This window comes from Nocardiopsis sp. JB363 (assembly GCF_900143625.1).
GTDB lineage: Bacteria > Actinomycetota > Actinomycetes > Streptosporangiales > Streptosporangiaceae > Nocardiopsis.
In genome coordinates this window covers 1-25,128 of the sequence record NZ_FRFF01000117.1, presented here as the reverse complement: position 1 = coordinate 25,128, position 25,128 = coordinate 1, and the positions used below count along the sequence as shown (strand labels likewise).

Below are 25,128 nucleotides of genomic sequence, written 5' to 3'. Positions count from 1 at the left end.
CCTTCCCCGCCCCACCACCCCAAGGAACACAACCCCAGACGCACCGGGCACCGGGCACTTCATCGCGGCCGTATCTCCACGGCACCGGAGGCGTCGTGTCCGGCATCATGCTCGTCGTCGAACCTCTCACGCGCCCGGCCCACCTCCGGCATTTGAGCCGTGGCCCAATCGAAAAGCGCGTCGATCAGCTCCTGGAGCGTGGTCCCCAGTGCGCTGATGCGGTACTCGACGGCGACCGGCCGAGTGCTGATGACCACTCGATCGACCATGCCGTTGCGCTCCAACCGACGCAGTGTCGTGGTCAGGGATTTCTGCGACACGACCGGGATCGCCCGTTTCAGCTCGTTGAAGCGACGCGGGCTCTCACACAGCTTGTCGAGCACCAACAAGGACCATTTGTCGAGCACCTGGTCCAGCAGCTCCCGATGCTCACCGGCGACTTGGGAATGCCCGGCCTCGGTAAGGGTGGTTTCGTTCATGAAACCTAGTCTCGTTGAAGTGCCCTTTCTTTACTAGGTATCCATGAGCTACCAACCCACCGAGGAAGGAATCTCATGGCCGTTGAGCTCTTCACCCCCGAAGGCATGTTCCAACCGGTGCCCTACCACCATGTCTCGGTCACCACCGGCACGCGGCATGTTCACGTCGCGGGCCAGATCGCTCGGAACGAGCACGCCGATCACCTCTCGCCCGGGGATCTCGCCGGACAGCTCGCCCATGCCCTGCGCAACACCGCACGGGGGCTGGCAGGGGCCGGGGCGAGCTTCTCCGACGTCGTGCGCCTCCGGTTCTTCGTCACCGATTGGGAACCGGAGAAGTACACCGACTTCATGGCGGGCATCGAAAGCGTCGTAGAGGAGCTGGGGATCCCGCAGCCACTGCCTCCGCTTTCGGCGATCGGAGTGGACTACCTCTTCGAGCCCGACGTCCTGGTCGAGGTCGAGGCAGAGGCCATCCTCGACTGAGACGCGCCAGCATGGGCCGCGCCGTCCAGGCTGCCGTGAACAGGCACCCTGGACGGCGCGGTGGGCGCGCAGCCGGTGGGGTCCACTTCGATCCGCCAGGTGATCGGCCCTGACGCATCCATTCCTGCGCGCGAGGCGAACAGGATCCGCGCCCAGATGCCGTCACGGGTCCAGCGGCGGACGGTCAAGGTCCCGGAGCGTGTGGGCCCGGACGTCACCACACTCCGATCGACTGGTCCTCGTCATGTGAGGACCCCGTCAGGAAACCTCGGTGAGACCGCACCATTGGGCGATGAACAGAGCGATGGACTTGGTGATCCGCCGCACGGACTCGATGTCGACCCGCTCGTCGTACCCATGGATGGCCTCGGAGATCGGACCATGGACCAGTGCGGGAATTCCCTTGTAGAGGGCGTAAACGCGTCCGTCGAGGTAACCGGGGGTGGTGAAGGTGCGCAGCTCGTCCTCGAAGACGGTCTCGTGTGCCCAACGCAGGGCGTTCTCCGCGTCCGTGCCCTCGGGCAGGACGTAGCCCTGCCGGTTCGTTCGCCCACGGCCTCGATGGGATGACCCGAATCGTTGGTGACGGTGCTCCGCAGGACGGCCTGGATCTGCTCCCAGGCGTAGTCGGCGCTCACCCCCGGGTCGATCGCGGCTCGCACCTGTAGCTCGCACCAGGCGGGAACACTGGAGGGCCAGTCACCTCCATTGATCCCACCGAGGTTGAAGTTGATGGGGTGGTCCAGGTCCTCGAAGAAGGGGTGATCCCCCTTCTCCTGGTTCCAGCGCAATTCGAGTTCACGCAGCCTTCCCAGGACGTGATGGGCGGCGTCGATCGCGTTGAGCCCCGAGGACATCTCCCTCGGGTGTGTGGGGCGACCCGCGACCCGCACGTTGAACCAGATGACGCCGACGTTGGCGCGAACGAGCATGTCCTCCTCAGGTTCGGGGATCAGTACGGCGTCGGCCGTGTAACCACGCTGGATCGTCGCCAGCGCACCGTTGCCGGTGCACTCCTCCTCGGCCACCCACCTGTACCAGCCCGGCCTGAAACTGCACATGCGCAGTGCCATCGGTCACGGGGCGACGGCCGAGGAGATCATGGAGGTCCTGGAGATCGTGAGTGTGATCGGTATCCACGCCGCGACGGAGGGCGCCCCCATTCTCGTGGAGGAGGCGTCCGCCCACCGGAGCGCGAAGGAGTAGGTAGGCCCCATTACTGCACGGAATGGATCGGGTGAGCGAATCCGCCACCCGATCCAGCACTTATATCAACCGCACCGGCCTTTGGAACACCCCTGCCGGCAGGCGGGCGACCTACGGCTTTTGAGTCGGTTTCCACTCGTGGGCGAGGAGCCCCATCAGGACCTCGTCCATGAACTCCCCCATCACCCACCCCGAGGAGCGCAGCACGCCCTCGCGGACGAAGCCGTTGTTCTCGGCGGCGCGCAGCATGGCGGCGTTGTCCGCCACGGTCTCGATCTGAAGGCGGTGCAGACTGTGCACGACGAAGCCGTAGTGGCACAGCACCGCGACCACGTCGGTGCCGTAACCCTTGCCTCGAACGGCGGGGAGCAGCCCCAGCCCGATGTGCGCGGAACGGTTGTGGGTGTCGATGCCCCACAAGGTCGCGGTACCGATCAGCGTGCCGCCGTCCAGTTCGATGATGGAGAACTGGACCAGCCCCTCCTTTTTGCCGTCCACGACGAGCCGCGGGTCGTCCGAGCCGGGCGTGATCGGCCGCCATGGACCGCCTTCGGCACGCGCGGAGTTGACCACGTCGTCGTAGAGTTCGGTCCGTAGAACCGGGATGTCCTCGTCGTGGCGGGCTCGCAGCCCGACTTTGTCTCCCCTGAGCATGTGCGTTTCCTATCGGACCGGAAGACTCGGCGGCAACCGAATTTGGACGCGTCAGCTTACCGTGGCCGGGGCCTGGCAGGAGTTCGCGGCGCGCAGACGGGAACGCAGGGCCCAGGCCAGGAGCACCATCCCGGCGACCGCGAGCACCGGTTGCAGTGGGGCGAACCAGGCCATGGCCCCGCTCGTTCCCAGGGCCAGTAGGACGAGTTTGTTGCAGACCGGGCAGCCGATCGCGAACCAGGCGAGAGCCGCGCCCGCGATCCCTCGTCCCCCGTCACGGTCACTGCGGGTCTCCGCCACCTCCGACGTGCCGCGCACGTAGGTGGCCATGACCAGGCCGGACAGGATCGAGGTGGCGATCCATACCGGGTAGGACCACCAGGTCGGCTCGATTTCCCTAGCGAACATCCCGTTCGGGATGAGGACGGCGGGCAGCCCGAGCAGGAGCAGGGTGGCGGCCGTGCCCAGCGCCGCGATGCCCCATTGTCGAAACCCCCATACGCGCATGCGGTATCCCCCTTCACGTGAGCGGGACGGTGCCCCGGTCTCCCACTTGTTTCTATGGAGCATAGAGTACTTTCTATCCAGCATAGAAAGTAGAGGTGTCCCATGCCCCCACGTGCGAAGGCGTCCACCACCGGCCCGTTGCTGCTGGCCGGCGCGGTGCTGCTCGCCGTCGTCCTGGCGGTGGCCATCGGTCTGACCTTGGAGGAGGACCCCGCCGACGAAGGCTCGAACGTCTCCCGGACGGACCTATCGGCCGAGAACCGGATCAGCGAGGATCAACGGGAGTGGGGGCAGAGCCTGGCCCGGCGCGAGGCCGACGACCCGGCTGCCCTGGGCGAGGAGGACGCCCCCGTGGTGATGGTCGCCTATTCCGACTTCACCTGTCCCTTCTGCGCCACCTGGGTCATGGAGACCCAACCCGAACTGATGGAACGCTATGTCGACTCCGGTGACCTGCGGATCGAGTGGCGCGAGTTCCCCTACCTGGGCGACCTTGCCCGGGACCTGTCCGTGGGAGCGCTGGCCGCAGCCGAGCAGGACGGCTTCTGGGAGTACCACGAGGCGGTGTACGCGCAGCAGGAGGAGTTGAAGTCCTCCTCCGACCCCGAAGGCGACCTGCGGGAGATCGTCGACGACATCGGCGTGGACCTGGAACGCTTCGACACCGATATCCAGGATGAGGAACTGCTGAACAGGATCGACGACGACTTCCTCGAAGGACAGCGGATCGGGGTGTCCGGCACCCCGGCCTTCATCATCAACGGGGATCCGGTGATGGGCGCCCAACCCCTGTCGGTGTTCGTCGACAGCATCGACACCGCGCTGACCGCGGCCGAGGGGTGAGCGGGGATGGACATCGGATTCCTCGCGGCGATGCTGGGCGGCGTGTTGGCCCTGCTCAGCCCGTGCAGCGCACTGCTGCTGCCCTCGTTCTTCGCCTACGCCTTCCGTGACCCGGGCCGGCTCCTGCTGCGCACCTCGGTCTTCTATCTCGGGCTGTGTCTGACCCTGATCCCGCTCGGCGCGGGGTCGGCCATGGTCAGCATGCTGTTCTACGGGCACCGGGAAACGCTGATCAACGTGGCCGGCACCGTCATCATCGTCTTCGGTGTCCTACAGATCCTGGGGCTGGGGTTCACCTGGGCGCCACTGGCTCGGGCGCAGGGACGGTTCGCTTCTGGGCGGGGGCATCTATCCGTGCTCGGTCTGGGCGCCGTCTACGGGTTGGCGGGTTTCTGTTCCGGACCGATCCTGGGCGCGGTCCTGACCGTCGCCGCCACCGGCACCCCGCTGCGCGGCATGTTCCTCATGGCCGCCTACGCGCTGGGCATGGTCCTGCCCATGTTCGTGCTGGCCCTGCTGTGGGACCGCTACGACCTGGGCCACCGCCGGTGGCTGCGCGGCCGGTCGGTGCGTTTGGGCCCACTGACCACGCACACCACCGCGCTGCTGAGCGGCGGCCTGTTCATCGGCATCGGGGTGCTCTTCATCGCCTTCGACGGCACAGCGTCCATGACGTCTCTGCCCGGGATGGCGGGAGCGGAACAGCTCGCCTATCGCGCGCAGGAATCGCTGTCCCGGTTGGGGACGATGACCGACCTCATCGCCTTGGTCCTGGGAGCGGTCGTGGTCGGCGCGCTGCTCGTGTTCACCTGGCGGGCCAGGACCCGTGCTTCCGAAACCGAGGTCGAGAGCCACGAGACCTCCGAGAAGGGCTGACGATGCCGTCGGCAAAGGGGTGCGGCGTCATCGTGGCCGCCGCGGTGCTGTTCCTGAGCGCCTGCGCGGCACCGGGCTCGGGCGGGTCCGACACGGTGCCACGCGATGATCCCGCTCTCCCACCGCCGGAGGTTTCCGGTGCACTCCCCCAGCCCTTGCGGGGCGCCCCCCTGTGGGCGGCCCCGTTCTCCTCCGAACCCAAGGCCACCGAGTCGATGTTCATCGGGGTGTTCCAGGAGCGGGAGGGTGGCGCGGTCGAGTTCCTGGGGGTCGACCACACCGGCCGGACCCGGTGGTCGGCCGAACGCGACCCCGAGTGCACCGGGTTCACCGTCATCCGTGACCCGGACGACGGTTCCGAGCTGGTGGTGCTGCTGGACAAGGAGAAGGATCCGGACGGGGGTTTCCTGGCCACCAGGACCACGGCGTCGGCCTTCCGACCGGACGACGGTGAACTCGTGTGGGGTCCGGCCGACGTTCCCGGCACGTTGGTGGGTCCGGGGTTGGTGTTCGCCGCGATCCAGGGGAGCGTCATGAGCGACCACACCGGCCCTAAGATCGCCCTGCATCCGGGCACGGGCGCGGTGGTCGCCGACGAGAACGAGGGCGAGGTGGTCCTGCACGAGCACCACGGCCTGTTGTTGGTCCACCGTGACGAGGCGCTTCGAGCGGTCGACGACACCGGCGCGGACCTGTGGGACCACACCGACCTGGAGATCCCCGCGGAGCTGGACACCACGGACGTCCGGGTCGGTTACGGGCCTCGTCCCGCCGATGACTCCACGGCGGCGGTCACGCTCGTGTGGACCGCCGCTTCCGATGACGAGGACGAAGAACCCCTGCTGTACACGGTGCACGACCTGTGGACCGGTGATCGGCTCCTCACCCTCGCTCCGGATCGGGAGCCCCAGACCTTGGACGTCGGAGACGGCCGCACGGCGGTGCTCGGTACGTCGAGCGTGCAGGTGGTGACCGACGAGGACGACGTCCCGCTCTGGCGGCACGACGTGGGTTCCGACGTGCGTATGCGCGGAGCGGCCGGCACCACCCTCTACCTCGATGAGGCGGGCACGTACCAGGCCCTCGACATCCGAACCGGGTCGCTGGATCACGAATGGGAGGGTTCCACCGAACTGCCCGCGGCCGTGCTCGCGTCGGGACCGGCCCTGGTGGAGGTCACCACCACCGATGAGTCGCGGGTGTTCGCCGCGCTTCCCACGGATTGAACGACGCCTCCTCACAACGAGTCTTCTTCTATGGCGGATAGAATCCCACGAAAGCGCGGCGGCCGCCGCGGTGGAGTCCACGGGAGACGGGTGCCATGCTCACGGGCCTTGGGTCGTTGGAGTCGGAGGTCATGGAGGCGTTGTGGGCCTCCCCCTCCCCTATGAGCGTGCGCCAGGTGCTGGGCTCCCTCCCACGTGAGGGGATCGCCTACACGACGATCTCCACCGTCCTGGAGAACCTGCGCCGCAAGGAGTGGGTGCGGCGTGAACGTCTGGGGCGTCTCTGGTTCTACCAACCGGTGCGTGATCGCTCCACTCACGCGGCCGAACGGATGCAGGACGCCTTGGCGGACGGCCGCGACGCCGGGGCCACGCTCCTGCGGTTCGTCGACGGCATGAGCCCCGAGGAGATGCGCACCCTGCGCGCGCTGTTGGCCGAGCACCCCGAGGAGGAGCCGTGATCTGGTCGTTCGTGGCAGTGTGCGCCGTGGTCGCGCTCAGCGTCAAGGGTCCCGACGTCCTGCGTCACGCCACCTCGAACTGCGGGCCCGGTCCACGCGGTGAGCTGGCGTTGTGGGTGGGGGCGAGCACGGTGTGGCCGCTCTCGTGCGCGGCCCTGGTCGTGGTGGCCGCCGCCGAACTCCTGGGCCCGTCGGTCAAGGGCATCGTCGCCATGTGCGTGGACCTCTTCCAGGCGTTGGAGGGGCAGGGCCCCGGCGCGGTGGGGTTCGTCGGGGCGGCCCTGACCCTGGGCCTGCTCGCCGTCGCCCGGCTGGGGTGGACCGGGCTGCTACGCGGTCGGGCCGGTCGATCCTGGCGGCGCGGGCACGACCGGGAGCTGAGCGAGGGCGCCGTGCGCCGCGTCCTGCACGGGCACCGCGTGTGGCTGGTGCCTTCGAGCCGGCGCAGCGCCTATTGCGTGCCCGGTGGCGGTGGCCGCGTCGTCATCACCAGCGGGGCTCTGGAAGTCCTGACCCCGCGCCAGACCCTGGCCGTGTTGGAACACGAGAGCGCTCACCTGGCCGGCGGCCACCACCTGCTCGTGGGCTGGGTGCGCCTGTTGGACCGGGCCTTCCCCGGGGTGCCGCTGCTGCGGGAGGCCGCCCGACGCGTGCCCGTCCTGGTGGAGTGGGCCGCCGACGATCGCGCGGCGCGCAGGGTGGGGATCGGGCCGCTGGCGCACGCGTTGGGACGGCTCGCCGGCACCGAGGACGAACCCGGAACCGCGGCGCTGTCCATCGGTGGCGCCTGCCCGATCGAGCGGGTGCGCCGCCAGGTCACGCCCGCCCCGGACTGTTCGCGAACCCTGGTGTGGACGCGTTCGGTGGGCGCGGCCCTGGTCGTCGCGGCCCCCTTGGCGTTCACGGTCGCCATGACCCTGGCCTGCGCGATCGTTCCTCCTTGTGCCTGTCTGGCCTGACCGCTGACGAATTCGACGGCCTCCGGGGTCCGGTCCGCCTTCATCGAGCGGCCCGTTCGGCCTCGGCGTATTCGTTTTCCTCTTTTCGTCGTCGCCAAAAGCATTTCCCGCGATACACCGAAAATTCCCGAGAAGCGGATGATGTTTCTCGACTTCTCCAGAAATGAAGAAGATCGAGCTCGGACGTGACCGGGTCGCATGGAACACCTCAATGGGGGATATGATCCGCTGGGAATTCTACGGATCGGGCGTTTCCATTGTAAAGTGCGTCCTGGAAATCACACGGTGCGTCGCGAGGATATACGGGCCGATATCGACAGGGGGATTCATGTTCGATGTGATCATGGCGGGTGGTGGACCGACCGGGTTCATGCTGGCCGCCGAGTTGCGGATGCGTGGAATGCGCGTACTCGTGGTGGAACGGGACACCGAACCCACGAAGGTGGTGCGCGGGCTCGGATTGCACGTGCGCAGCATCGAGATCATGGACCAGCGCGGTCTACTGGACCGGTTCTTGGAGGAGGGGCAACGGTACCCGTTGGGGTCGATGTTCGCGGGCATCGCCAAGCCACCGCCGGAGGACCTGGACACCTCACACCCCTACATCCTCGGGATCCCGCAGACCTCCACGGAGCGGTTGCTGATCGAGCACGCCGAGGGGTTGGACGTGGAGGTGCGGCGCGGTCGGGCGCTGGTCGACCTGGAGCAGGACGAAGAGGGCGTCACCGCGGTCCTGGACGACGGCTCGCGGTTGCGGTCGCGCTACCTGGTGGGCTGTGACGGTGGTCGGAGCACGGTGCGCAAGCTGCTGGGGATCGACTTTCCCGGCGAACCCGCCGAGAGCGAGTGGTTGCTGACGGAGGCGCGGCTGACCATGCCGGTGGAGGAGGTGATGGCGATGGTCACCCGGGTCCGTGAGACCGATCTGCGCTTCGGAGCGGGACCGGTGCGGGACGGGGTGTTCCGGATCGTCGTCCCGGCGGAACGGGTGGCCGAGGACCGGAGCGTGCCGCCGACCCTGGAGGAGCTGCGCGAGGCGTTGCGGGCGACCACGGGCACGGACTTCGGTGTGCACTCGCCGCAGTGGATGTCCCGTTTCGGGGACGCCACCAGGTTGGCCGAGAGGTACCGGGTCGGTCGGGTGTTGCTGGCCGGGGACGCGGCGCACGTGCACCCGCCGTTGGGCGGGCAGGGTCTCAACCTGGGCATCCAGGACGCGTTCAACCTGGGGTGGCGACTGGCCGCCGAACTCCAGGGGTGGGCGCCGGAGGGACTGCTCGACGGTTACGGGAGCGAACGCCGACCGGTGGCCGAAACCGTGCTGGACAGCACTCGCGCGCAGGGCGTGTTGATGGCCCAGGACGCGGGTTCCAAGGCGGTGCGTCGGCTGGTGTCGGATCTGATGGACCTCGAAGAGGCCAACCGGTTGCTCGTCGAGCGGATCACCGCGATCGGGGTCCGTTACGACGTCGGCGAGGGGCACGATCTGCTCGGTCGGCGTCTGCGGGACGTGGAGTTGGAACAGGGGCGGCTGTTCGAACTCATGCGCGGTGGTCGCGGGCTGTTGGTGGACGGCACGGGTCGGCTCTCGGTCAAGGGGTGGCAGGACCGGGTCGACCTCGTCACCGACACGACCGGGGCGCTGGACGTACCGGCCGTGCTGTTGCGGCCGGACGGCCACGTGGTGTGGGTCGGTGAGGACCAGGAGGGACTGTCCGCGCTGCTCCCCCGCTGGTTCGGCGCCACCGCTTAACGGACACGAAGGGTCCGACCGTGCACTGACGGAACCGGAACGGAACGACAGTGGACACGGTCGGACACTTCTGACACTCTCGAACTAAGCAAGCGCTTAGTCAAAAAGGAGTGCGTCCATGGGACGTTTCGAAGGACGCGTCGTTACGATCACCGGTGCCGCCCGAGGAATCGGCTTCGCGGCCGCCGAGCGGTTCGCCACCGAGGGGGCGTCGGTCGCCGTCATCGACCTGGACGAGTCCGCCGCCGCCGACGCGGCCGCCCGCCTGCCCCTGACCGAAGGCGCCGAGGCGATCGGCGTCGGCGCCGACGTGACCTCCTCCCCCGACGTGGACAAGGCGGTCACCCGGGTCGTCGACGAACTCGGCGGCCTCCACGTCCTGCTGAACAACGCGGGCATCACGCGCGACAACCTGCTGTTCAAGATGTCCGAGGACGACTGGGACCAGGTCGTCGGGGTGCACCTGAAGGGCGCGTTCCTCATGTCCCGGGCCGCGCAGGCCCACTTCGTGTCCCAGCGTTACGGAAAGATCGTCAACCTCTCCAGCATCTCCGCGCTCGGCAACCGGGGACAGGCCAACTACGCCGCCGCCAAGATGGGTATCCAGGGGTTCACGCGCACCCTGGCGATCGAACTCGGTCCGTTCGGGATCAACGTCAACGCCATCGCGCCGGGGTTCATCGCCACGGAGATGACCGACGCCACGGCCGCGCGGCTGGGTCTGAGCGTGGAAGAGTTCCGCGAGCACACCGCGCGGGCCAACCCGATCGGCCGCGTCGGCCACCCGACGGACATCGCCGCGACCGCCGCGTTCCTCGCCGGTGACGAGGCGTCCTACATCACCGGGCAGACGCTCTACGTCGACGGCGGCCAGACCGTCGCCTGATCCCAGGAGGAACCGTGCAGGGTCTCATGCAGGACCGTCCGCTGGAGATCGGCGCTCTCATGCGCCGCGCCGAGCGGATGTTCGCCCACAAGCCCGTCGTCACCGGCACCGTCGGCGGTGAGACGACCGCCGCCTGGGGCGAGGTGATCGGCCGCGCCCGGCGTGTGGGCGCCGCCCTCGACACGTTGGAGGTACCGGTCGGTGCCCGGGTGGCCACCTTCGCCTGGAACACCCAGAGGCACGTGGAGCTGTACCTGGGGGTGCCGAGTACCGGGCGTGTGCTGCACACCGTCAACCACCGGCTGTTCACGCGGGACCTCGCGCACATCCTGTCCGACGCCGAGGCCGACGTCGTGTTCGTCGACCGGTCGCTCATGGCCACGGTGTGGGACGTCGTCGCCGAGACGGCGAACGTTCGGTGGGTCGTGGTGATGGACGACGGCGCGCCGGGCCCGCTGCCCGACGACCCGCGCGTGCTCGACTACGAGGAGCTGCTCGACCGGATTCCCCAGGGACGGGAGTCGACGCACTCCGTCACCGACGAGAACGCGGCGGCGAGCCTGTGCTATACCTCCGGCACGACGGGCAGGCCCAAGGGCGTGCTGTACAGCCACCGGTCGATCGTGCTGCACGCGCTCCTGTTGCTGGGCGCCGACACCTTCGGGATCCGTGAGCGCGACGTCGTCATGCCGATCGTGCCGATGTTCCACGTCAACGCGTGGGGGCTGCCGTACGCGGCGCTGATGTCCGGTGCCGCGCTCGTGCTGCCGGGGCCCGCGATGAAGCCGCAGGAGCTCGCCGACCGGTTGGAGCGGCACCGCGTCACGTTCACCGCCGGGGTCCCCGCGATCTGGCGCGGCCTGGAACCCCTGCTCGCCACCCACGACCTGTCATCCCTGCGGATGATCGTCAGCGGCGGCAGCGCCCTGCCCGAGACCCTCTCCCGGGCGTGGGAGGAAGCGATCGGTCTGCCGATCTCGGGGTCGTGGGGCATGACCGAGTGCAGCCCCCTCGTCGCCGCCGGCCGTCTCGCCTCCGCGCTCGATGATCGCTCCGCCGACGAGCGCCGTTCCCTGGTCGGGCTCCCCGGTCCGACCGTCCCGCTGGTCGACGTACGTGTGGTCGACGACGAGGGGCGGCCCGTCCCCTATGACGGCAGCGTCTCCGGGGAACTCCAGGTCGCCGGACCGACGATCGCGAGCGGCTACCTCGGCACCGACGCGGGGGCGGACTCCTTCACCGCGGACGGCTGGCTGCGCACGGGCGACATCGCCACCCTCGACGAGTACGGATACGTCCGGATCGTCGACCGGACCAAGGACGTGATCAAGTCCGGTGGCGAGTGGATCTCCTCGGTCACGTTGGAGAACGGCCTGATGGACCACCCCCTGGTCCAAGAGGCCGCCGTCATCGGTGTCCCCGACGAACGTTGGGGCGAGCGCCCCCTGGCCTACGTCGTCCCCGTGACGGGAGCGGACCTGGACGAGACCGAACTGCGCCGCCACCTGGCCGGCCGGGTCGCCTCCTGGTGGGTCCCCGACCGGTTCGCCTTCCTGGACCAGATCCCCAAGACCGCGACCGGAAAGTTCGCCAAGGCGGCGCTGCGGTCCCGGGTCCGGGCGACCGACACCGACCACCGGCCCTTGTAAAGTCATGCCTGACCACGCACCATCCCAGTCCAGGAGGCCCGACGTGTCCCAGGTCCAACAGGACGCCGTCCCACCGGCCGACGTGGGTCGGCTCCAGGCCGACGCCCTGCCCGGATCGGAACACCTCGGAGCGGTGCCGCGCCGTCTGCTGCTGTCCGCCGCGGCGTGCTTCGCCGACAACGGGTTCCACGGCACGACCACGCGCCACATCGCCTCCGGCACCGGCCTCAGTCCGGCGGCGCTCTACGTGCACTTCCCGTCCAAGGAGCTGGCGCTCTACGAGATCGTGCGCCTGGGCCACGAGCACGCCTACGCGATCCTCACCGAGCCCGAGGTCGAGGAACTCACCGACCCCGAGGAGCGGCTCGCGGCGATCATGTCCCGCTACACGCGGTTCCACGCGCGCCATCACGTGGTGGCGCGCGTGGGCCAGTACGACCTGGGCTCGCTCGCCCCGGAGCACTACGAGGAGGTGTTGCGGATCCGGCACGCCACGAACGAGATCTTCCGGATGGCCGTCGCGTCCGGCGTCGACTCCGGCGCGTTCCGGTCCGACGTGGACGTACGACGGGTCTCGCGCGCGTTGATCTCCCTGGCCATCGACCTGGTGCGCTGGTACCGCCCCGACGGGCCCGAGACCCCCGAGCAGCTCGGCGAGTTCAACGCCGACCTCGCACTGAGGATGGTGCGGGCCTGACGGGGCGGGCCCTCGGCGCGGTCCGGTTCAGCGCAGTTCGCCGGCCCGATCGCGCAGTGAGGTGAGCGACCGCCGCGCCTCCGGGGTGTCCGGCAGGACGGCGAGCAGCATCTGCCCTCCGCGGCCGACCAGCGCCTCCGAGGTCAGTTCGCGCACCCACTCCATGCCGGCCTCCAGTTCGGCCACCGCGTCGGTCTCTCCCCCGCTGCGGGCCCAGTCGCCGAGCGCGGAGCGGTGCATCGCGTCGATCAGGGCGGCCAGCCCCAAGGCCTGGAACCCGGGGGTGTCGGGTGGCAGATGACTGCGCAGGAACGCCGAGGTCACGGCGACGTACCGCTCGTGTTCGATGATCTCCCGATTGCGCAGTTCCGAGACCACCCGGGTCAGTTGGTAGCGCGCCAGAACGAGTTGGGGCCGGTTCAGGAAATCCGCCAGGGACTCCTCGGTACCGGCGATGACGACCTCGACCGGGTCCTCGTCCGGACCGGCCGAGTGCAGTCGCCGTTCCAGCCGTTCCAGGCGCTCGGAGTGGTCGGGGAAGGGCAGTTCGTCCTTGCCGCCGAAGTGCCGGAACACGGTGCGCCGCGAGACCCGCGACTCCTCGGCGACCGCCTCCACGGTCACCGACTCATACCCTTCGCGGAGGAACAGCGCCATCGCCGTCTCCGCTATGCGGTACTTGACTTCTTTGGCGTCGCGGGATCGTTCGGCCACTACCGCCGCCTCTCTTGCTGGTCCGGGACCGGGTGTCTCAGTTTAGGAAGGCGCCGAGTCACGGGGCACGATCCCGTGCCCCGTGACACCCGGCGTCGCATCGTCAGGAGAAACTCCCCGTCGTGATCCGTGCGCGGTGGTGGTCGGCGTCGAACACGACGCTGTTCGGCCACTGTCGCCACCGAACGGGCAAGCGGCCCGTCTGCGGGTCTCCGGTGCGCACGAACCGCCCGACCGCACCGATCATCTGGTCGGACAGGTCCAGGCGACCGGGTTCGTTGGCCCGACTGAACGCGTACGAGAAGACGTTGCGCTCGAAGTTTCCGAAGACGAACGGCAGGTCGAGCGCGTGCGCGGACCCGTAGACCTCATCGAAGGGTTCCGGTTGGTCGTCCCAGGCGAATTGGTAGTAGTAGACGTTCCGGTTTCCGCTCTCCTGGAGCGTGGTCATCGACTCCTCGGCGATGCCCATGAACACCTGGTCGGTCAGTGCGTCGGACTCCTCGTTCCAGCCGCCCGGGGCGTCGACGGGAAGATAACGCTCGTCGATGAAGTCCTCGACCCCCCAGGGGCTCGGCTCGTTGGGATCGAACTCGTACTGCGTGGTGAACCGGTCGTAGTCGCTCTGCGGGTGCGCTCCGATGGTGGCCCCGAAGAGTTTGCCCTCCTCCAGGGTGTTGCCCGCCAGGACCGGCACGTTCCGGTTCGACCCGTCTCCGAGGGCGGCGTAGGGATCGTCGGGGATCACCGTCCCGTCGGCGATGACCGCGGGGGTCGCGTCGAGTCCGTGCCGCAGTGCCAACCGGATCAGATCGTCGTCGGACATCTGTTCCATGAGCCGTGCGCCCTCCTCGACCCCGTCGAGCCCGGCGTCCTCCGCGGCGGCCGACGCGAGACCATCGGCGTAGGCGCGCGCGTCCTCCGGGGTGGTGGTGCTGAGCCCGCCGCTCATCGGGATCGCCTTGTCGTAGAGGCCGCGCGCGAGGGGCGAGACCATCAGGCCCCACACGTTCACCGCACCCGCGGATTCGCCCATGATCGTCACGTTGCGGGGGTTTCCACCGAAGACGCGGGCGTTGTCCCGGACGAACCGCAACGCCTCGATCTGGTCGAGCAACCCGAAGTTGCCCGAGTCGGCCTCCGGTTCGCCGGTGTCGTGCCGGGCCAGGTCGAGCCAGCCGAACAGGCCGAGGCGGTAGTTGACCGTCACGACGACGGATTCGGTCTGCTCGGCGAGCGTGCGGCCGTCGTACATCGGGTCGGCCGAGTAGCCCACGACGTTGCTGCCTCCGTGGACGAACACGACGACCGGCAGGTTCTTCTTCGCCGTGGCCGGCCGGTGGACGTTGACCCTCAGGCAGTCCTCCTCGCCCACCGGCTCTCCCAGACCGTCGCGCACGTCCAGGTCGTAGTGCGGCCCGTCCGGGGACGGACTGAAGAACCGGCCCGGTTGGGCGCAGCCCTGGCCGTACTCGTCCGTGGCCAGTGGAGCGCGCCAGCCGGCGTGCGTCACCGGTGGCTTCCACCGCAGGTCCGCCACGGGTGGCTCGGCGTAGGGGATCCCGAGCCAGGAGTAGGTGCCGTTGTCTTGGCGCTCGTCGACACCGGCGACCGGACCGAGCGTGGTCTGTCGCAGCACCGGCGAGGGTCCGTGCCCGCCCCCGTGTCCCGAACCGCTGTCGGCGGTGGCGGGCACGACCGGGGTGAGGGAGAGCATCACGACGGCCGTGAGGGCTCCGATGGATCGGAGCGCCCTCATGACCTGTTCTCCGCGGTGGGTTCGGGTTTCTCCTCATCGAGGCGGGCCTCCGCTTCCCGGTCCTCGGACCGCACCGTCCGGTACAGGATCGGGATGAGCAGCACGCCCAGGATCGACGAGCCGACCAGGACGACCCACGCGGACGTGCCGGCGCCGGAGGCGCTCTCCGTCCAGCCGTAGAGGTAGGGCCCGACGAACCCGCCGAGCAGGCCGATGGTGTTGATGAACGCGAGCCCGGCGGCGGCCATGAGCCCCTGCATGCGGCCCTGGGCGACCGACCAGAAGATCGGCAGGATGCCGACGAGGAAGAACATCGCCAGGTTGATGAGCAGGATGCGCGCCACGGGCGCCGTGGCCAGCACGTAGGCGACCGACGTCGCCGCGGTGGCGATCGAGCACCAGGTGATGATCAGTACCTCGTTGCGCACCCGGCGCTGGATCGCCGGGATGATGACGACACCGAGCAGGGCTCCGACGCCGACGCTCCCGGAGATCAGGCCCACCATGAACGGCTGGGTGACGTCGATGCTCTCCACGATCGACGGGAAGTTGTACTGGATGGCGACCGAGGCGATCTGGTTGGCGAAGTAGACGATCGCCAGCGCCAGGATGAACGGTCGGCCGAAGGCGATCCTGGCGTTGCCGCGCAGTGTGGTGTGGGCGGGGGCGGTGGGAACCGTGGCCCGTTCCTCCAACACGGCCGCCTCGTCCGCGGTGAGCCAGCGGGCGTCCGACGGCTTGTCCGGCAGCCACTTCAGGATGGCGAAGCCGACGATGATCGTGAAGCCGCCCTCGATGATGAACATCCACTGCCAGCCGTGCAGCCCGCCGGCACCCGACATCTCCATGAGCGCACCGCCGAGTGGACCGCCGAGCGCCAGTCCGAGGCACACGGCTATGTACAGCAGCCCGACCATGGTGGCCCGATGGTGCTGGGCGAACCAGATCGTGATGATGTACATCAGCGCCGGGAACAAGCCCGCCTCCGCGGCGCCCAGGAGGAACCGGACGACGTAGAAGCTCACCTCGCCCTGGACCAGCGACATCGCCGCGGTGAGGGCGCCCCAGGTAATCGCGATCCGGGTGATCCAGGCTCGGGGGCCGACCCTGTGCATGATCAGGTTGCTCGGCACTTCGAGGAACGCGTAGCTGATGAAGAAGATCCCGGCGCCCAGGCCGTACGCGGCCGCCCCGATGCCGACATCCGTTTCCAGCTGTGTCTTGGCCAGGCCGACGTTCGTGCGGTCGACGAACGCCATGAAATAGGCCAGGCACAGGAGTGGGATCAGGTAGATCACGGCCTTGCGGGTCGCGATCGCGTGGAGGGCGTCGCGGCTCGCCGACGCCTGCGGTTGGTTCATGGGGGTTCCCTTGTCAGTCTCTGGCACGCCGTGCCGTTTTTTATCCTTTTTACGGCACGCAGTGACATCACTGTGGCCCAGGACACCGCGGCCGGCAAGTCCCCCACTCGAAGTCGCCGCGGAGAGAGTGGCCTGGAAGGGGGTGTGAAACGGGGGGCCAGGTGTGACGCTTGACACAGACGGGGCACAGAGGTGACTATGCGCTTAGTCATGTGCATCGTCGGGTCGAACGGACCCGTGCGGCGACGTGTGGGAATGAGGGCGAAATGACGCAGGAAAGATCAGTGGATCGAGAGCCGTCGGTCGTGCTGGACGGGTACTCCTTCCTGGAATGTCCCCGGTGGCGTGACGGCCGGCTGTGGGTCTCGGACTTCTACACCGACCAGGTCGTGGCGACCGACGGCCGGGGCGGGACCGAGGTCATCGCCGAGATACCCGGTCAACCCTCCGGTCTGGGTTTCCTCCCCGACGGCCGCGCCCTCATCGTCTCCATGCGCGACCACCGCGTCCTGGTGCGCGAGCACTCCGGCGAACTGAGCGAACACGCCGACCTGTCCGGCGTCGCCAAGGGTGTTCTCAACGACATGGTCGTCGACGAGACCGGCCGAGCCTTCATCGGCGACTTCGGTTTCGACCTCATGGGCGGCGCGCCCTTGCGCTACACCACGCTCACCCGCGTCGACCCGGACGGCACCGTCACCACCGTGGCCGAGGACCTGGGGTTCCCCAACGGCATGGTGATCCTGCCCGGGGGCGTGCTCCTGGTCGCCGAGACGTTCGCCGGGCGGATCACCGCCTTCGACATCGACGATGACGGTGACCTGGTCAACCGACGCGTGTGGGCACAGTTCGGTGAGACCCCGCGGACCGAGGACGTCGACGAAGCGGTCGCCCGACTCCAGGTCGGACCCGACGGCATCTGCGCCGACGCCGAGGGGGCGATCTGGGTCGCCGACGCCCTGCACGGTCGCGTGATCCGGGTCCGCGAGGGCGGCGAGATCGTCGACGAGATCCAGCCCGGTACGGGGGTCTTCGCCTGCATGCTCGGCGGCGAGGACGGACGCACCCTGTTCCTGTGCACGGCTCCCTCGTTCGCCGAACACGAGCGCCGCAACGCCCGCGAGGCCCGACTACTGGCGGTCCGGGTCGACGTTCCTCACGGCGGCCTGCCCTAGAGAGTGTCCAGGCCCCTCATCCGTTTCCCTGCTCCGACCACCGAAAGGAAGGGACCCCGTGGAGGTGTCCTGCGCTCTGCCGACCGCCCTCGACTCACCGGACCACATCGCACTCGCCGAGCGACTGGGCTATGCCCGGGCCTGGGTCTACGACACGCCCCAGCAGAGCCCGGACGTGTGGATGACGCTCGCGCTGGCCGCCGAACGGACCGACCGGATCGGCCTCGGCCCCGGGGTGCTGGTGCCCAGCCTGCGTCATCCGATGGTCAACGCCGCCGCGACCGCCACCCTGGCCGCCCTCGCCCCGGGGCGGGTCGCGGTGGCCTTCGGCACCGGCTTCACCGGCCGCCGGGCGATGGGGTACCGCGCCATCACCTGGGCGTTCATGGAGTCCTACATCAGCGCCTACCGCGGGCTTCTTCGGGGCGAGGTGATCGAGTGGGAGGGCTCTCGGATGCGGATGCTGCATCCGGACGGGCACGCCCCGGCGCTGCCGATCGACGTACCGGTCCTGGTGAGCGCGCTCGGGCCCAAGGGACACAAAGTGGCCGGCGAACTCGCCGACGGTCTGTTCGTGACGCTGCGACTTCCGGACTTCATGAGCGACTTCTCGTGGGTGCCCTACCTGGCGTGGGGCACGGTGCTGGACGAAGGGGAGGGCTCGGACTCCGCTCACGCGCGCGCCGCGGCCGGTCCCGGTTGGGCGTTGGCCTATCACGGCGCCTACGAGTTCGGTGGTCCGGACGCGGTTCGCGCGCTTCCCGGCGGCCCGGAGTGGATGGACGTGGTGGAGAGGACACCCGCCGAGGATCGGCACCTGGCCGTGCACGAGGGTCACTGCGTCGAACTCAACGAGGCGGACCGGGCGGCGTGGGAGGCGGGTGGCCACACCGCGCTGAGGGACGTGACGCTCAGCGGTACCCGCGAGGAGATCCGGAGTCGCCTCGATGAGCTGGCGGCCAAGGGTGTCACCGAGATCGTGTTCCAGCCGTGCGGGCCCGACATCCGTTCCGAACTCGAACGGTTCCACGAGGCGGCGTCCTCCTGACCGGCGGCGGAGGGGTTCGACGGCGGCGGTGTCGGTGATGTGTGGTTGTCTCATTCCATGAGTGTTGAGATCGAACGGTTCCTGCGGTTGGTGCACGCGCTTCCGGAGTGCACCGGTACCGAGTCGCGGCGTTACACGACCTTCCGGGTGCGGGACAGACCGTTCGGTTACCTGTGGCCGGACACCGCCACCGTCGGACTCAAACAGACCCTCATCGAACAGGCCGCGTTGGTCGCCGAACGCCCCGACGTGTTCGAGGTGCAGTTCACCGCGGGCGGGTTCGGCTGGGTGGTGGTGCGACTGGACCGCATCGACCTGGACGAGCTCAGCGAGCTCACCCTGGAGGCCTGGTACCTGACCGCGCCCGAGGAACTCCTGGCCTCCCCACCGAGCCCGGAGAACCTGGTCCAGGCGGGCTGACCGAACTCAAGGGGCGCCGCGGAAGGTGCGTCGATAGGCACTGGGCGTCACCCCGAGCGCCTGCTGCATGTGCTGGCGCAGGGACGCCCCGGTACCGAAACCCGCACGTTCGGCGATCCCATCCACCGGTAGATCCGAACCCTCCAGCAGGTGTCTGGCCAGGTCCAGTCGCTGCTCGGCCAGCCAGCGCGCCGGGGACAGCCCGGTCTCGTCGCGGAAGCGGCGGGTGAAGGTGCGCACGCTCATCGCCGAACGCTCGGCCATCTGTCGAAGCCCGGGCTGTTCCGCCAGGTGTTCCAGCGCCCAGGTCCGGGCCGCGGCGGTGGCGGCGCGGCCCGGTTCGGGCAGGGGCCGACGGATGTACTGGGCCTGCCCGCCCTCGCGGTGCGGTGGGACGACCGTGCCGCGGGCCACCTCGTTGGCGACGGCCGCGCCGTGGTCGCACCGGATCATGTGCAGGCACAGATCGATGCCGGAGGCCACCCCGGCGGCGGTGAGGTGGCGGCCGTTGTCGGTGTAGAGCACGTCCGGGTCGAGTTCGATGTGCGGGTACATGGCACGGAAGTGGCCGGCCGAACGCCAGTGGGTGGTGACCCGACAGCCGTCCAGCATCCCGGCGGCGGCGAGCACGAACGCGCCGGTGCAGATGGAGGCCACGCGCGCGGTGGCGGGGATGAGCGCCAAGGCGGCGGCCAGGTCGGGGGCGAGCGGGTCGTGGGGGCGTTCGCCGTAGTCCTCGTCGGCGGCGGGGAGTACGACGGTGGCGGCTTCGGCCAGGGCCTCGGGGCCGTGGTCGACGAGGAGTCGGAAGTCGGCGTCGGCGCGGACGCTCCCGGGTTCCAGGGCACAGGTGCGCACCTCGTACAGGGGCGCGCCGTCGGGGTCGCGGGCCTGGCCGAACAGGCGGTGCACGGTCGCGGCCTCGAAGGACAGCACCCCTTGGCGGGCCAGGACGGCGACCGGGTGGCGTTCGGGGTATCGGAAGACGCTCATGGCCCGATTCTTTCACTTGTTGGCTTTCGGGCCACTGTCGGCGGTGGGGTCCCCCGAAGGATTCTGGTTCCATGCAGACGACGACACATGAGACCTCCCCCGATCCGCGCTCCCCGGTGCGGCCGCACCGGGCCTGGCTGGTGGCTCTGGTGGCCGGGTTGGTCATCACGGGCGCCGCCGCGTTCGCGACCATGCCCGGACTGCTCACCGACCCGTTGCAGACCGAATATCACTGGTCGCGGGCCGGGATCGGCCTGGCCGCGTCGGTGAACATGGTGGTGTACGGGCTGGTCGCCCCCTTCGCGGCGGCGTGGATGGACCGGTTCGGGCTGCGTCGTGTGGCGTTGGTGGCACTGCTGCTGGTCGCGGTGGGGGCGGCCCTGACCACGCTGATGTCGCAGGCCTGGCAGTTCACCCTGTACTGGGGGCTGCTGGTGGGCGCGGGGGCGGGGTCGCTGTCGATGACCTTCGCCGCCACGGTGGCCCAACGCTGGTTCGTGGAACGGCGTGGCCTGGTGGTGGGCGCGTTGACCGGAGCGAGCGCGTTCGGGCAGATGGTGTTCCTACCGGCGTTGGCCTGGGTGGTGGACCACCACTCCTGGCGGCCGGCGGTGGTGACCCTGGCGTTGACCGCGGTGGTGCTGGCGGTCCTGGCCGCTTCGGTGCTGCGCGACCACCCGGCCGACGTGGGACTTCGCCCCTATGGCGCGGCGGGGCCGGTCGCCCGTCCCGCACCGGAGAGGGGCGCGGTGGCCCGAACCCTGCGGGTGTTGTCGACCTCGGTGCGCGATCGGCGGTTCTGGTTACTGGCCGCGACCTTCGCGGTGTGCGGGGCGACCACCAACGGGCTGCTGTGGACGCACTTCGTACCGGCCGCCCAGGACCAGGGCATGGCGGTCACGGTGGCGGCGGCGCTGGTGTCCGCGGTGGGGGTGTTCTCCCTGGTGGGGACGGTGGCCTCCGGATGGTTGTCGGACCGGATCGACCCGCGGTGGTTGTTGTCGGCCTACTACTCCGGCCGGGCGGTGCTGTTGGCGGTGTTGCCGCTGGTGTTGGGCCCGGAGGCGGGCCCGGCGATGGTGGCGTTCGTGGTGCTGTTCGGGTTGTTGGACGTGGCGACGGTACCGCCGACGATCCTGCTGGCCCGGCGGATGTTCGGCGCCGACGGGGCGGTGGTCTTCGGCTGGGTGAACGCGGTGCACCAGGTGGGCGCGGGGGCCATGGCGGTCACCGGTGGTCTGGTGCGGGACGTGGGCGGTGGTTACGGGCCGGTGTGGCTGTTGGCGGCCACCTTGTGCGTACTGGCGGCGTCGGCGTCCCTGCGTTTGGGGAGGTCGAACCGATGACGCGCGTGTTCCGGACGCTGGGAAGGGCACGGCCGAGCATGTTCTCACTGGTGATGTTGGTGCTGGTCTGGTTGTTGGGGTACGTGGGTCTGGCCGGTGGGGACCAGGGAGCGCGGGCGGCCCGAGGCGAGGGCACGCCGGGTGTGTTCGTGGCCGAGTCACTGTCCTGTGTGCAACACCCGGGGCACGAGTCGTGTGTGTGCCAGGGGACGTTCACGCCGGAGGAGGCCGAGGAGGAGCGGTCGGTGCGGTTGCACGCCGCCGAGCGGAGCGACTGCGCGAGCGGGGCGCGGGTGCGCGCGGTGGACTCCGGCGCGGCCGATCGGGTCTACGGCCCGTGGGGGTCGCGGGAGTGGGTCTTCTCGGCGGCTCTGGTGACCGTCTCGGCGAGTGTGACCGTGGTCATCGTGGCGGGGTGGTTCCGACCCCGGAGAGAGCCGGAGGGCACGGGTTTCGGCAGGTAAAGACGTGGCGTTGCGGTCACGGCAGAACGGTACTCCGATCCGATCGGAACCCACCGTGGGAGCGATCCCAGATTCTCTCCGGAACCCCCTTGTGACGCAGCGGAATCACACCTACAGTCACTTAACACTTGTTCAGCGTGGCCTCGGAGCACCCTCCACCGGAACCGCGCGCGACCCGCTAGCCCGCGCGTGTCCGGGGTGTTCCGAAGGCCCCCGATCCCCCTTGGAGACAAGGATGCGAAAGCGCACCAAGAACACCCTGACCGCCACCGTCGGCCTGGGTGCCGCGGCGGCCCTCACCGCCACCGCCCTGACCTGGACCGGCGGTGACACCGCCGACAACAGCGCCCTGACCTCGACCGAAGCCGCCGAACCGGGCGCGCTCGTGTGGTCCGACGAATTCGACGGCGGGGCCGGCGACGCCCCCGACCCCGCCAACTGGAACCACGAGACCGGTGACCACGGCTGGGGCAACCAGGAGTTGCAGAACTACACCGAGAGCCGGGAGAACTCCGCGCTCGACGGTGACGGCAACCTCGTCATCACCGCCCAGCAGGAGGACGACGGCTCCTACACCTCGGCGCGTATGACCACCCAGAACAACGTCGAGCACGCCTACGGCCGTATCGAGGCCCGGGTCCAACTGCCCAGTGGACAGGGCATCTGGCCGGCGTTCTGGATGCTGGGCTCGGACTTCCCCGAGACCGAGTGGCCCGACTCCGGCGAGATCGACATCATGGAGTTCATCGGCAGTGACGTCGGCACGGTCCACGGCACCGTGCACGGCCCCGGTTACTCGGGCGGCGAGGGCGTGGGCGCCTCCTACGACCACCCCGAGGGCGGCAACTTCGCCGACGACTTCCACGTCTTCGCCATCGACTGGGAGCCCGGCTCCCTCACCTGGTCGGTGGACGGTGTCCCCTTCAACACCATCACCACCGACGACGTCGGCGGCGACTGGGTGTACGACCAGGAATTCTTCATGATCCTGAACGTGGCCGTGGGCGGCGAGTGGCCCGGCTACCCCGACGAGAGCACCTCGTTCCCGCAGGAGATGAAGGTCGACTACGTGCGGGTCTACGACCAGGCCTGAGCCTTTCCCCTCCCCCCTTGGGGCCCACGGGCGCGCCGTGGGCCCCTTCTTCGTACACGGGGATCGATCCGGTGCCTCGCGAAACCCACCGGTTCTCCGCTACCGGTGGGTATGCTGGTTCTCGGGCATGGACGCACCGCTCGTACCCGAGGAGACCCCGTGATCCGACCGGTCGTGCGCACCCTGACCACAGCCGCCGCCTCGCTCGCCCTGGCCCTGGTCATGGGGTGCTCCGGTGACCCGCAGGAAGCCGAGGAACGTGTCTTCGACACGGTGCCCGAACCCCTGATCGTGGAGGGCGACAACGCCGAGGTCGACCTCGTCGCTTCCGAGGGCGAGCGACTCCGGGTGTCCCGGGAGGAGTCCGGCCAGGCCGGCGGCGAGTGGGGGCTGGAGGGCGACACCCTCACTCTGGGTTCGGACTGTGCCGTGTTCTCCGACTGCGACGTGCGCTACGAGGTGGCGATCCCCGCCGAAACCCCCCTGTCGGTGAGCACCGACAACGGTCCCGTCACCCTCACCGGTTTCGCCGCCATGGTGGAGGTCACCAGCGGCAACGGCACGGTACGGGTCTCCGACTCCTCCGGGGCGCTGAACCTGTCGTCGGTCAACGGCGACATGGAACTCGACGGGATCGGTTCCGACACCGCGAGCCTGGCCACCGACAACGGCACCATCGACGCCGCCTTCACCACCCGACCCTCGGAGGTGGAGGTCAGCACCAACAACGGCACCGCCACCCTCGCCCTCCCGGACGGGCCCTACGCGCTCTTCGAGACGGTGGGCAACGGGGAGATCGACACCGAGATCGACACCGTCGACCGCGCCGAGAGCACCATCACCGCACGCACCGACAACGGCACCATCAGGCTGCTCCCCCAGGACTGATCCGCGGCGGGGTCGGCCGACCCACGGCCACCTTCGGCCACTCGGGTTCCGAGAAGGGTTCGGGAGCCTAGAATCGCCGCGCGTGCCCCTGCCGCCTCGGGCGCTCCACTGCCCCGGAGCGTCGGCCCCTGTCGCCTCCCGGGGAGTTGTCGGATGTCCCTTCAGCCAGTGGTGTCGATGGTGCTCATGGGCCTGCCCGCCGTGGCGGCGCTCGTGGCCTTGAGTCTGCTGGGAAGCATCCCCCGTCACCGCCGAGGCCCGACCCTCGTCGGGGCGCTCCTGATCGTCGTCGGGGGCGTGCTGGACCTGGCCTCCCACATCCTGCTCTTCGGATTCCTCACCCTGGACCTGCCTCTGTGGCTGCCCTCCGTGGTGTACCACCTGACCTGGTTCCTGCTGGTCATCGGGGTCCTGCTCCTGGCGTTGGCCGCCACCCGCCGGCGGGTCGCCGGCTCTCCGCACGTTCGGCGCGCGCCCGCCGCGGGACCGCCCCCGTTCGCCTCGGAGCACCACGGGACCCACCCGTCCGACCGGCCGCGCCCCCACGCACCCGGAGACCGCTGATGTTCGCGCCCCCGTTCGTTCACCACGCTCTGGCCGTCATCCCGTTGGTGTGCTGCCTCGCCATCGGTGTCCTCCTGCTGGTCCGGTCCGGCAATGCCGGGCGCGGACGTGGCCTGATCCTGATCGCCGCGTCGTTTCTGGGCCTGTACGGGGTCCTGGGCCTGACCTATCGCGTGTTGCGGATCCTCCACCCGATCGTCGTACCCCGCTTCGGAGAGGCGTCCGCCGAGAAGACGCAACTCCAGGCCTTCACCGACAACGTGATGCAGCCGGCCTGGGCGTACTCGAACTCGGTCCTCATCGCGTTGGTCATCCTCGTCCTGGTGCCGGCCATGATCCGAAGCCGCACCCCTGGTCGGCTCGACCCACCCGCGACGCGGGGGCACCCGGAGTCCGCGCCCTTCGGCGCCCCAGGTGCGTGGCCACCCGCTCCCCCACCACCCCAGGCTCGCCCGTGGCCTCCCAATCCGCACGGCGACCCGAGGCAGCGGGCCGAACCGCGGCCCGGTTCGCACCGCCGATCCGAACCCTTTCCCGAGGTGCCCCCCGCGCAGGGAACCGAACCGCCCAGACCCAGGGGGCGTCACCGCGCCCCCTGGGTCTGGGCGGTTCGGTTCCCTG

General features: G+C 69.3%; 27 protein-coding genes and 1 pseudogene. 20 read left to right on the top strand and 8 right to left on the bottom strand.

All coding sequences use genetic code 11. From position 1 onward, the window contains the following. Positions 1 to 59 precede the first annotated feature (59 nt). Positions 60 to 479, bottom strand: a complete 420-nt coding sequence (locus tag BQ8420_RS17420; RefSeq protein ID WP_087100185.1) for a helix-turn-helix domain-containing protein — start codon at positions 477 to 479, stop codon at positions 60 to 62. Positions 480 to 554: 75 nt separating this feature from the next. Here BQ8420_RS17420 and BQ8420_RS17415 point away from each other — a divergent pair, with 75 nt between their 5' ends. Beyond that, positions 555 to 965 (top strand): RidA family protein, encoded by a 411-nt coding sequence (locus BQ8420_RS17415; protein WP_087100184.1) that lies wholly within the window; start codon positions 555 to 557, stop codon positions 963 to 965. 242 nt (positions 966 to 1,207) lie between these two features. On the opposite strand, the gene BQ8420_RS17410 is transcribed toward BQ8420_RS17415, so the two are convergent. Continuing rightward, on the bottom strand, positions 1,208 to 1,897 hold the full coding sequence (locus tag BQ8420_RS17410) for a peptidase dimerization domain-containing protein (RefSeq protein ID WP_235006332.1): 690 nt from the start codon (positions 1,895 to 1,897) through the stop codon (positions 1,208 to 1,210). Between the two features lie 76 nt (positions 1,898 to 1,973). Here BQ8420_RS17410 and BQ8420_RS17405 point away from each other — a divergent pair, with 76 nt between their 5' ends. Next, positions 1,974 to 2,171, top strand: coding sequence for a hypothetical protein (locus BQ8420_RS17405; RefSeq protein WP_200815969.1), 198 nt, complete (start codon positions 1,974 to 1,976; stop codon positions 2,169 to 2,171). A 111-nt stretch (positions 2,172 to 2,282) separates the two neighbouring features. Here BQ8420_RS17405 and BQ8420_RS17400 read toward each other — a convergent pair whose 3' ends face one another. Together BQ8420_RS17400 and BQ8420_RS17395 are read right to left on the bottom strand one after the other, a co-directional pair. Next, complete coding sequence (locus BQ8420_RS17400) at positions 2,283 to 2,825, bottom strand: GNAT family N-acetyltransferase (RefSeq protein WP_087100183.1); 543 nt, start codon at positions 2,823 to 2,825, stop codon at positions 2,283 to 2,285. Positions 2,826 to 2,876: 51 nt separating this feature from the next. After that, entirely contained in the window at positions 2,877 to 3,332 is a 456-nt protein-coding gene (locus BQ8420_RS17395) for a hypothetical protein (protein WP_087100182.1), read from the bottom strand. Between the two features lie 102 nt (positions 3,333 to 3,434). On the opposite strand from BQ8420_RS17395, the gene BQ8420_RS17390 reads away from it, so the two are divergent. The 9 genes from BQ8420_RS17390 (at position 3,435) to BQ8420_RS17350 (ending at position 12,682) form a co-directional block, all read left to right on the top strand. After that, a complete protein-coding gene (locus BQ8420_RS17390; RefSeq protein WP_087100181.1) occupies positions 3,435 to 4,175 on the top strand; it encodes a DsbA family protein in 741 nt (246 codons plus the stop codon). A gap of 6 nt (positions 4,176 to 4,181) precedes the next feature. Continuing rightward, positions 4,182 to 5,051, top strand: coding sequence for a cytochrome c biogenesis CcdA family protein (locus BQ8420_RS17385; RefSeq protein ID WP_087100180.1), 870 nt, complete (start codon positions 4,182 to 4,184; stop codon positions 5,049 to 5,051). A 2-nt stretch (positions 5,052 to 5,053) separates the two neighbouring features. Next, positions 5,054 to 6,277 carry a pyrroloquinoline quinone biosynthesis protein gene (locus BQ8420_RS17380; protein WP_087100179.1) on the top strand — a complete coding sequence of 408 codons (1,224 nt, stop codon included), beginning with the start codon at positions 5,054 to 5,056 and terminating at the stop codon, positions 6,275 to 6,277. Between the two features lie 95 nt (positions 6,278 to 6,372). Continuing rightward, positions 6,373 to 6,738, top strand: a complete 366-nt coding sequence (locus BQ8420_RS17375) for a BlaI/MecI/CopY family transcriptional regulator (RefSeq protein WP_087100178.1) — start codon at positions 6,373 to 6,375, stop codon at positions 6,736 to 6,738. Beyond that, entirely contained in the window at positions 6,735 to 7,697 is a 963-nt protein-coding gene (locus BQ8420_RS17370; protein ID WP_235006331.1) for a M56 family metallopeptidase, read from the top strand. The genes BQ8420_RS17375 and BQ8420_RS17370 overlap by 4 nt, the downstream gene beginning before the upstream one ends. A 328-nt stretch (positions 7,698 to 8,025) precedes the next feature. Next, complete coding sequence (gene rox, locus BQ8420_RS17365) at positions 8,026 to 9,450, top strand: rifampin monooxygenase (protein WP_087100177.1); 1,425 nt, start codon at positions 8,026 to 8,028, stop codon at positions 9,448 to 9,450. A 118-nt stretch (positions 9,451 to 9,568) separates the two neighbouring features. Beyond that, positions 9,569 to 10,336, top strand: a complete 768-nt coding sequence (locus BQ8420_RS17360; protein WP_087100176.1) for an SDR family NAD(P)-dependent oxidoreductase — start codon at positions 9,569 to 9,571, stop codon at positions 10,334 to 10,336. A 14-nt stretch (positions 10,337 to 10,350) separates the two neighbouring features. Next, positions 10,351 to 11,985: a long-chain fatty acid--CoA ligase gene (locus BQ8420_RS17355; RefSeq protein WP_087100175.1), complete on the top strand. Its 1,635-nt coding sequence runs from the start codon at positions 10,351 to 10,353 to the stop codon at positions 11,983 to 11,985. Positions 11,986 to 12,028: 43 nt separating this feature from the next. Continuing rightward, positions 12,029 to 12,682 (top strand): TetR/AcrR family transcriptional regulator, encoded by a 654-nt coding sequence (locus tag BQ8420_RS17350; protein WP_160049343.1) that lies wholly within the window; start codon positions 12,029 to 12,031, stop codon positions 12,680 to 12,682. 27 nt (positions 12,683 to 12,709) lie between these two features. Here BQ8420_RS17350 and BQ8420_RS17345 read toward each other — a convergent pair whose 3' ends face one another. The 3 genes from BQ8420_RS17345 to BQ8420_RS17335 form a co-directional block, all read right to left on the bottom strand. Beyond that, positions 12,710 to 13,396 (bottom strand): TetR/AcrR family transcriptional regulator, encoded by a 687-nt coding sequence (locus BQ8420_RS17345; protein WP_143847376.1) that lies wholly within the window; start codon positions 13,394 to 13,396, stop codon positions 12,710 to 12,712. Positions 13,397 to 13,499: 103 nt separating this feature from the next. Beyond that, positions 13,500 to 15,155, bottom strand: a complete 1,656-nt coding sequence (locus tag BQ8420_RS17340; RefSeq protein ID WP_087100172.1) for a carboxylesterase/lipase family protein — start codon at positions 15,153 to 15,155, stop codon at positions 13,500 to 13,502. After that, entirely contained in the window at positions 15,152 to 16,516 is a 1,365-nt protein-coding gene (locus tag BQ8420_RS17335; protein ID WP_087100171.1) for an MFS transporter, read from the bottom strand. Before BQ8420_RS17335 ends, BQ8420_RS17340 begins: the two co-directional genes overlap by 4 nt. Positions 16,517 to 16,800: 284 nt before the next feature. Between BQ8420_RS17335 and BQ8420_RS17330 the strand changes: the two genes are divergently transcribed. From BQ8420_RS17330 to BQ8420_RS17320, 3 genes are read left to right on the top strand one after another with little or no spacing between them, the layout of a single operon-like run. Continuing rightward, positions 16,801 to 17,691, top strand: coding sequence for an SMP-30/gluconolactonase/LRE family protein (locus tag BQ8420_RS17330; RefSeq protein ID WP_200815968.1), 891 nt, complete (start codon positions 16,801 to 16,803; stop codon positions 17,689 to 17,691). Between the two features lie 58 nt (positions 17,692 to 17,749). Beyond that, entirely contained in the window at positions 17,750 to 18,739 is a 990-nt protein-coding gene (locus BQ8420_RS17325; protein ID WP_087100169.1) for an LLM class flavin-dependent oxidoreductase, read from the top strand. A 57-nt stretch (positions 18,740 to 18,796) separates the two neighbouring features. Beyond that, a complete protein-coding gene (locus tag BQ8420_RS17320; protein ID WP_087100168.1) occupies positions 18,797 to 19,159 on the top strand; it encodes an MmcQ/YjbR family DNA-binding protein in 363 nt (120 codons plus the stop codon). Between the two features lie 6 nt (positions 19,160 to 19,165). Here the strand turns inward: BQ8420_RS17320 and BQ8420_RS17315 are convergent, their stop codons facing one another. After that, positions 19,166 to 20,152, bottom strand: coding sequence for a GlxA family transcriptional regulator (locus BQ8420_RS17315; RefSeq protein ID WP_087100167.1), 987 nt, complete (start codon positions 20,150 to 20,152; stop codon positions 19,166 to 19,168). Positions 20,153 to 20,223: 71 nt separating this feature from the next. Here BQ8420_RS17315 and BQ8420_RS17310 point away from each other — a divergent pair, with 71 nt between their 5' ends. The 6 genes and pseudogenes from BQ8420_RS17310 to BQ8420_RS17285 form a co-directional block, all read left to right on the top strand. After that, positions 20,224 to 21,498, top strand: a complete 1,275-nt coding sequence (locus tag BQ8420_RS17310) for an MFS transporter (protein WP_087100166.1) — start codon at positions 20,224 to 20,226, stop codon at positions 21,496 to 21,498. After that, the gene (locus tag BQ8420_RS17305) at positions 21,495 to 21,962 is read left to right on the top strand and encodes a hypothetical protein (protein ID WP_143847374.1); all 468 of its coding nucleotides are present in this window, start codon (positions 21,495 to 21,497) and stop codon (positions 21,960 to 21,962) included. The genes BQ8420_RS17310 and BQ8420_RS17305 overlap by 4 nt, the downstream gene beginning before the upstream one ends. A gap of 235 nt (positions 21,963 to 22,197) precedes the next feature. Beyond that, positions 22,198 to 23,055, top strand: coding sequence for a family 16 glycosylhydrolase (locus BQ8420_RS17300; protein WP_087100164.1), 858 nt, complete (start codon positions 22,198 to 22,200; stop codon positions 23,053 to 23,055). A 159-nt stretch (positions 23,056 to 23,214) separates the two neighbouring features. Next, positions 23,215 to 23,943: a DUF4097 family beta strand repeat-containing protein gene (locus BQ8420_RS17295; protein WP_087100163.1), complete on the top strand. Its 729-nt coding sequence runs from the start codon at positions 23,215 to 23,217 to the stop codon at positions 23,941 to 23,943. 153 nt (positions 23,944 to 24,096) lie between these two features. Next, on the top strand, positions 24,097 to 24,507 hold the full coding sequence (locus BQ8420_RS17290; protein WP_143847372.1) for a hypothetical protein: 411 nt from the start codon (positions 24,097 to 24,099) through the stop codon (positions 24,505 to 24,507). Beyond that, positions 24,507 to 25,128, top strand: a pseudogene (locus tag BQ8420_RS17285) (hypothetical protein); the annotation flags it as partial. The gene BQ8420_RS17290 and the pseudogene BQ8420_RS17285, both read left to right, overlap by 1 nt.

Coding starts and splice junctions, on each gene's coding strand:
- BQ8420_RS17400 (WP_087100183.1), bottom strand. CDS start 2,825: ATGCTCAGGGGAGACAAAGTCGGGCTGCGAGCCCGCCACGACGAGGAC.
- BQ8420_RS17360 (WP_087100176.1), top strand. CDS start 9,569: ATGGGACGTTTCGAAGGACGCGTCGTTACGATCACCGGTGCCGCCCGA.
- BQ8420_RS17375 (WP_087100178.1), top strand. CDS start 6,373: ATGCTCACGGGCCTTGGGTCGTTGGAGTCGGAGGTCATGGAGGCGTTG.
- BQ8420_RS17310 (WP_087100166.1), top strand. CDS start 20,224: ATGCAGACGACGACACATGAGACCTCCCCCGATCCGCGCTCCCCGGTG.
- BQ8420_RS17410 (WP_235006332.1), bottom strand. CDS start 1,897: ATGCTCGTTCGCGCCAACGTCGGCGTCATCTGGTTCAACGTGCGGGTC.
- BQ8420_RS17340 (WP_087100172.1), bottom strand. CDS start 15,155: ATGAGGGCGCTCCGATCCATCGGAGCCCTCACGGCCGTCGTGATGCTC.
- BQ8420_RS17390 (WP_087100181.1), top strand. CDS start 3,435: ATGCCCCCACGTGCGAAGGCGTCCACCACCGGCCCGTTGCTGCTGGCC.
- BQ8420_RS17290 (WP_143847372.1), top strand. CDS start 24,097: ATGTCCCTTCAGCCAGTGGTGTCGATGGTGCTCATGGGCCTGCCCGCC.
- BQ8420_RS17335 (WP_087100171.1), bottom strand. CDS start 16,516: ATGAACCAACCGCAGGCGTCGGCGAGCCGCGACGCCCTCCACGCGATC.
- BQ8420_RS17320 (WP_087100168.1), top strand. CDS start 18,797: ATGAGTGTTGAGATCGAACGGTTCCTGCGGTTGGTGCACGCGCTTCCG.
- BQ8420_RS17385 (WP_087100180.1), top strand. CDS start 4,182: ATGGACATCGGATTCCTCGCGGCGATGCTGGGCGGCGTGTTGGCCCTG.
- BQ8420_RS17395 (WP_087100182.1), bottom strand. CDS start 3,332: ATGCGCGTATGGGGGTTTCGACAATGGGGCATCGCGGCGCTGGGCACG.
- BQ8420_RS17380 (WP_087100179.1), top strand. CDS start 5,054: ATGCCGTCGGCAAAGGGGTGCGGCGTCATCGTGGCCGCCGCGGTGCTG.
- BQ8420_RS17420 (WP_087100185.1), bottom strand. CDS start 479: ATGAACGAAACCACCCTTACCGAGGCCGGGCATTCCCAAGTCGCCGGT.
- BQ8420_RS17300 (WP_087100164.1), top strand. CDS start 22,198: ATGCGAAAGCGCACCAAGAACACCCTGACCGCCACCGTCGGCCTGGGT.
- rox (WP_087100177.1), top strand. CDS start 8,026: ATGTTCGATGTGATCATGGCGGGTGGTGGACCGACCGGGTTCATGCTG.
- BQ8420_RS17315 (WP_087100167.1), bottom strand. CDS start 20,152: ATGAGCGTCTTCCGATACCCCGAACGCCACCCGGTCGCCGTCCTGGCC.
- BQ8420_RS17305 (WP_143847374.1), top strand. CDS start 21,495: ATGACGCGCGTGTTCCGGACGCTGGGAAGGGCACGGCCGAGCATGTTC.
- BQ8420_RS17415 (WP_087100184.1), top strand. CDS start 555: ATGGCCGTTGAGCTCTTCACCCCCGAAGGCATGTTCCAACCGGTGCCC.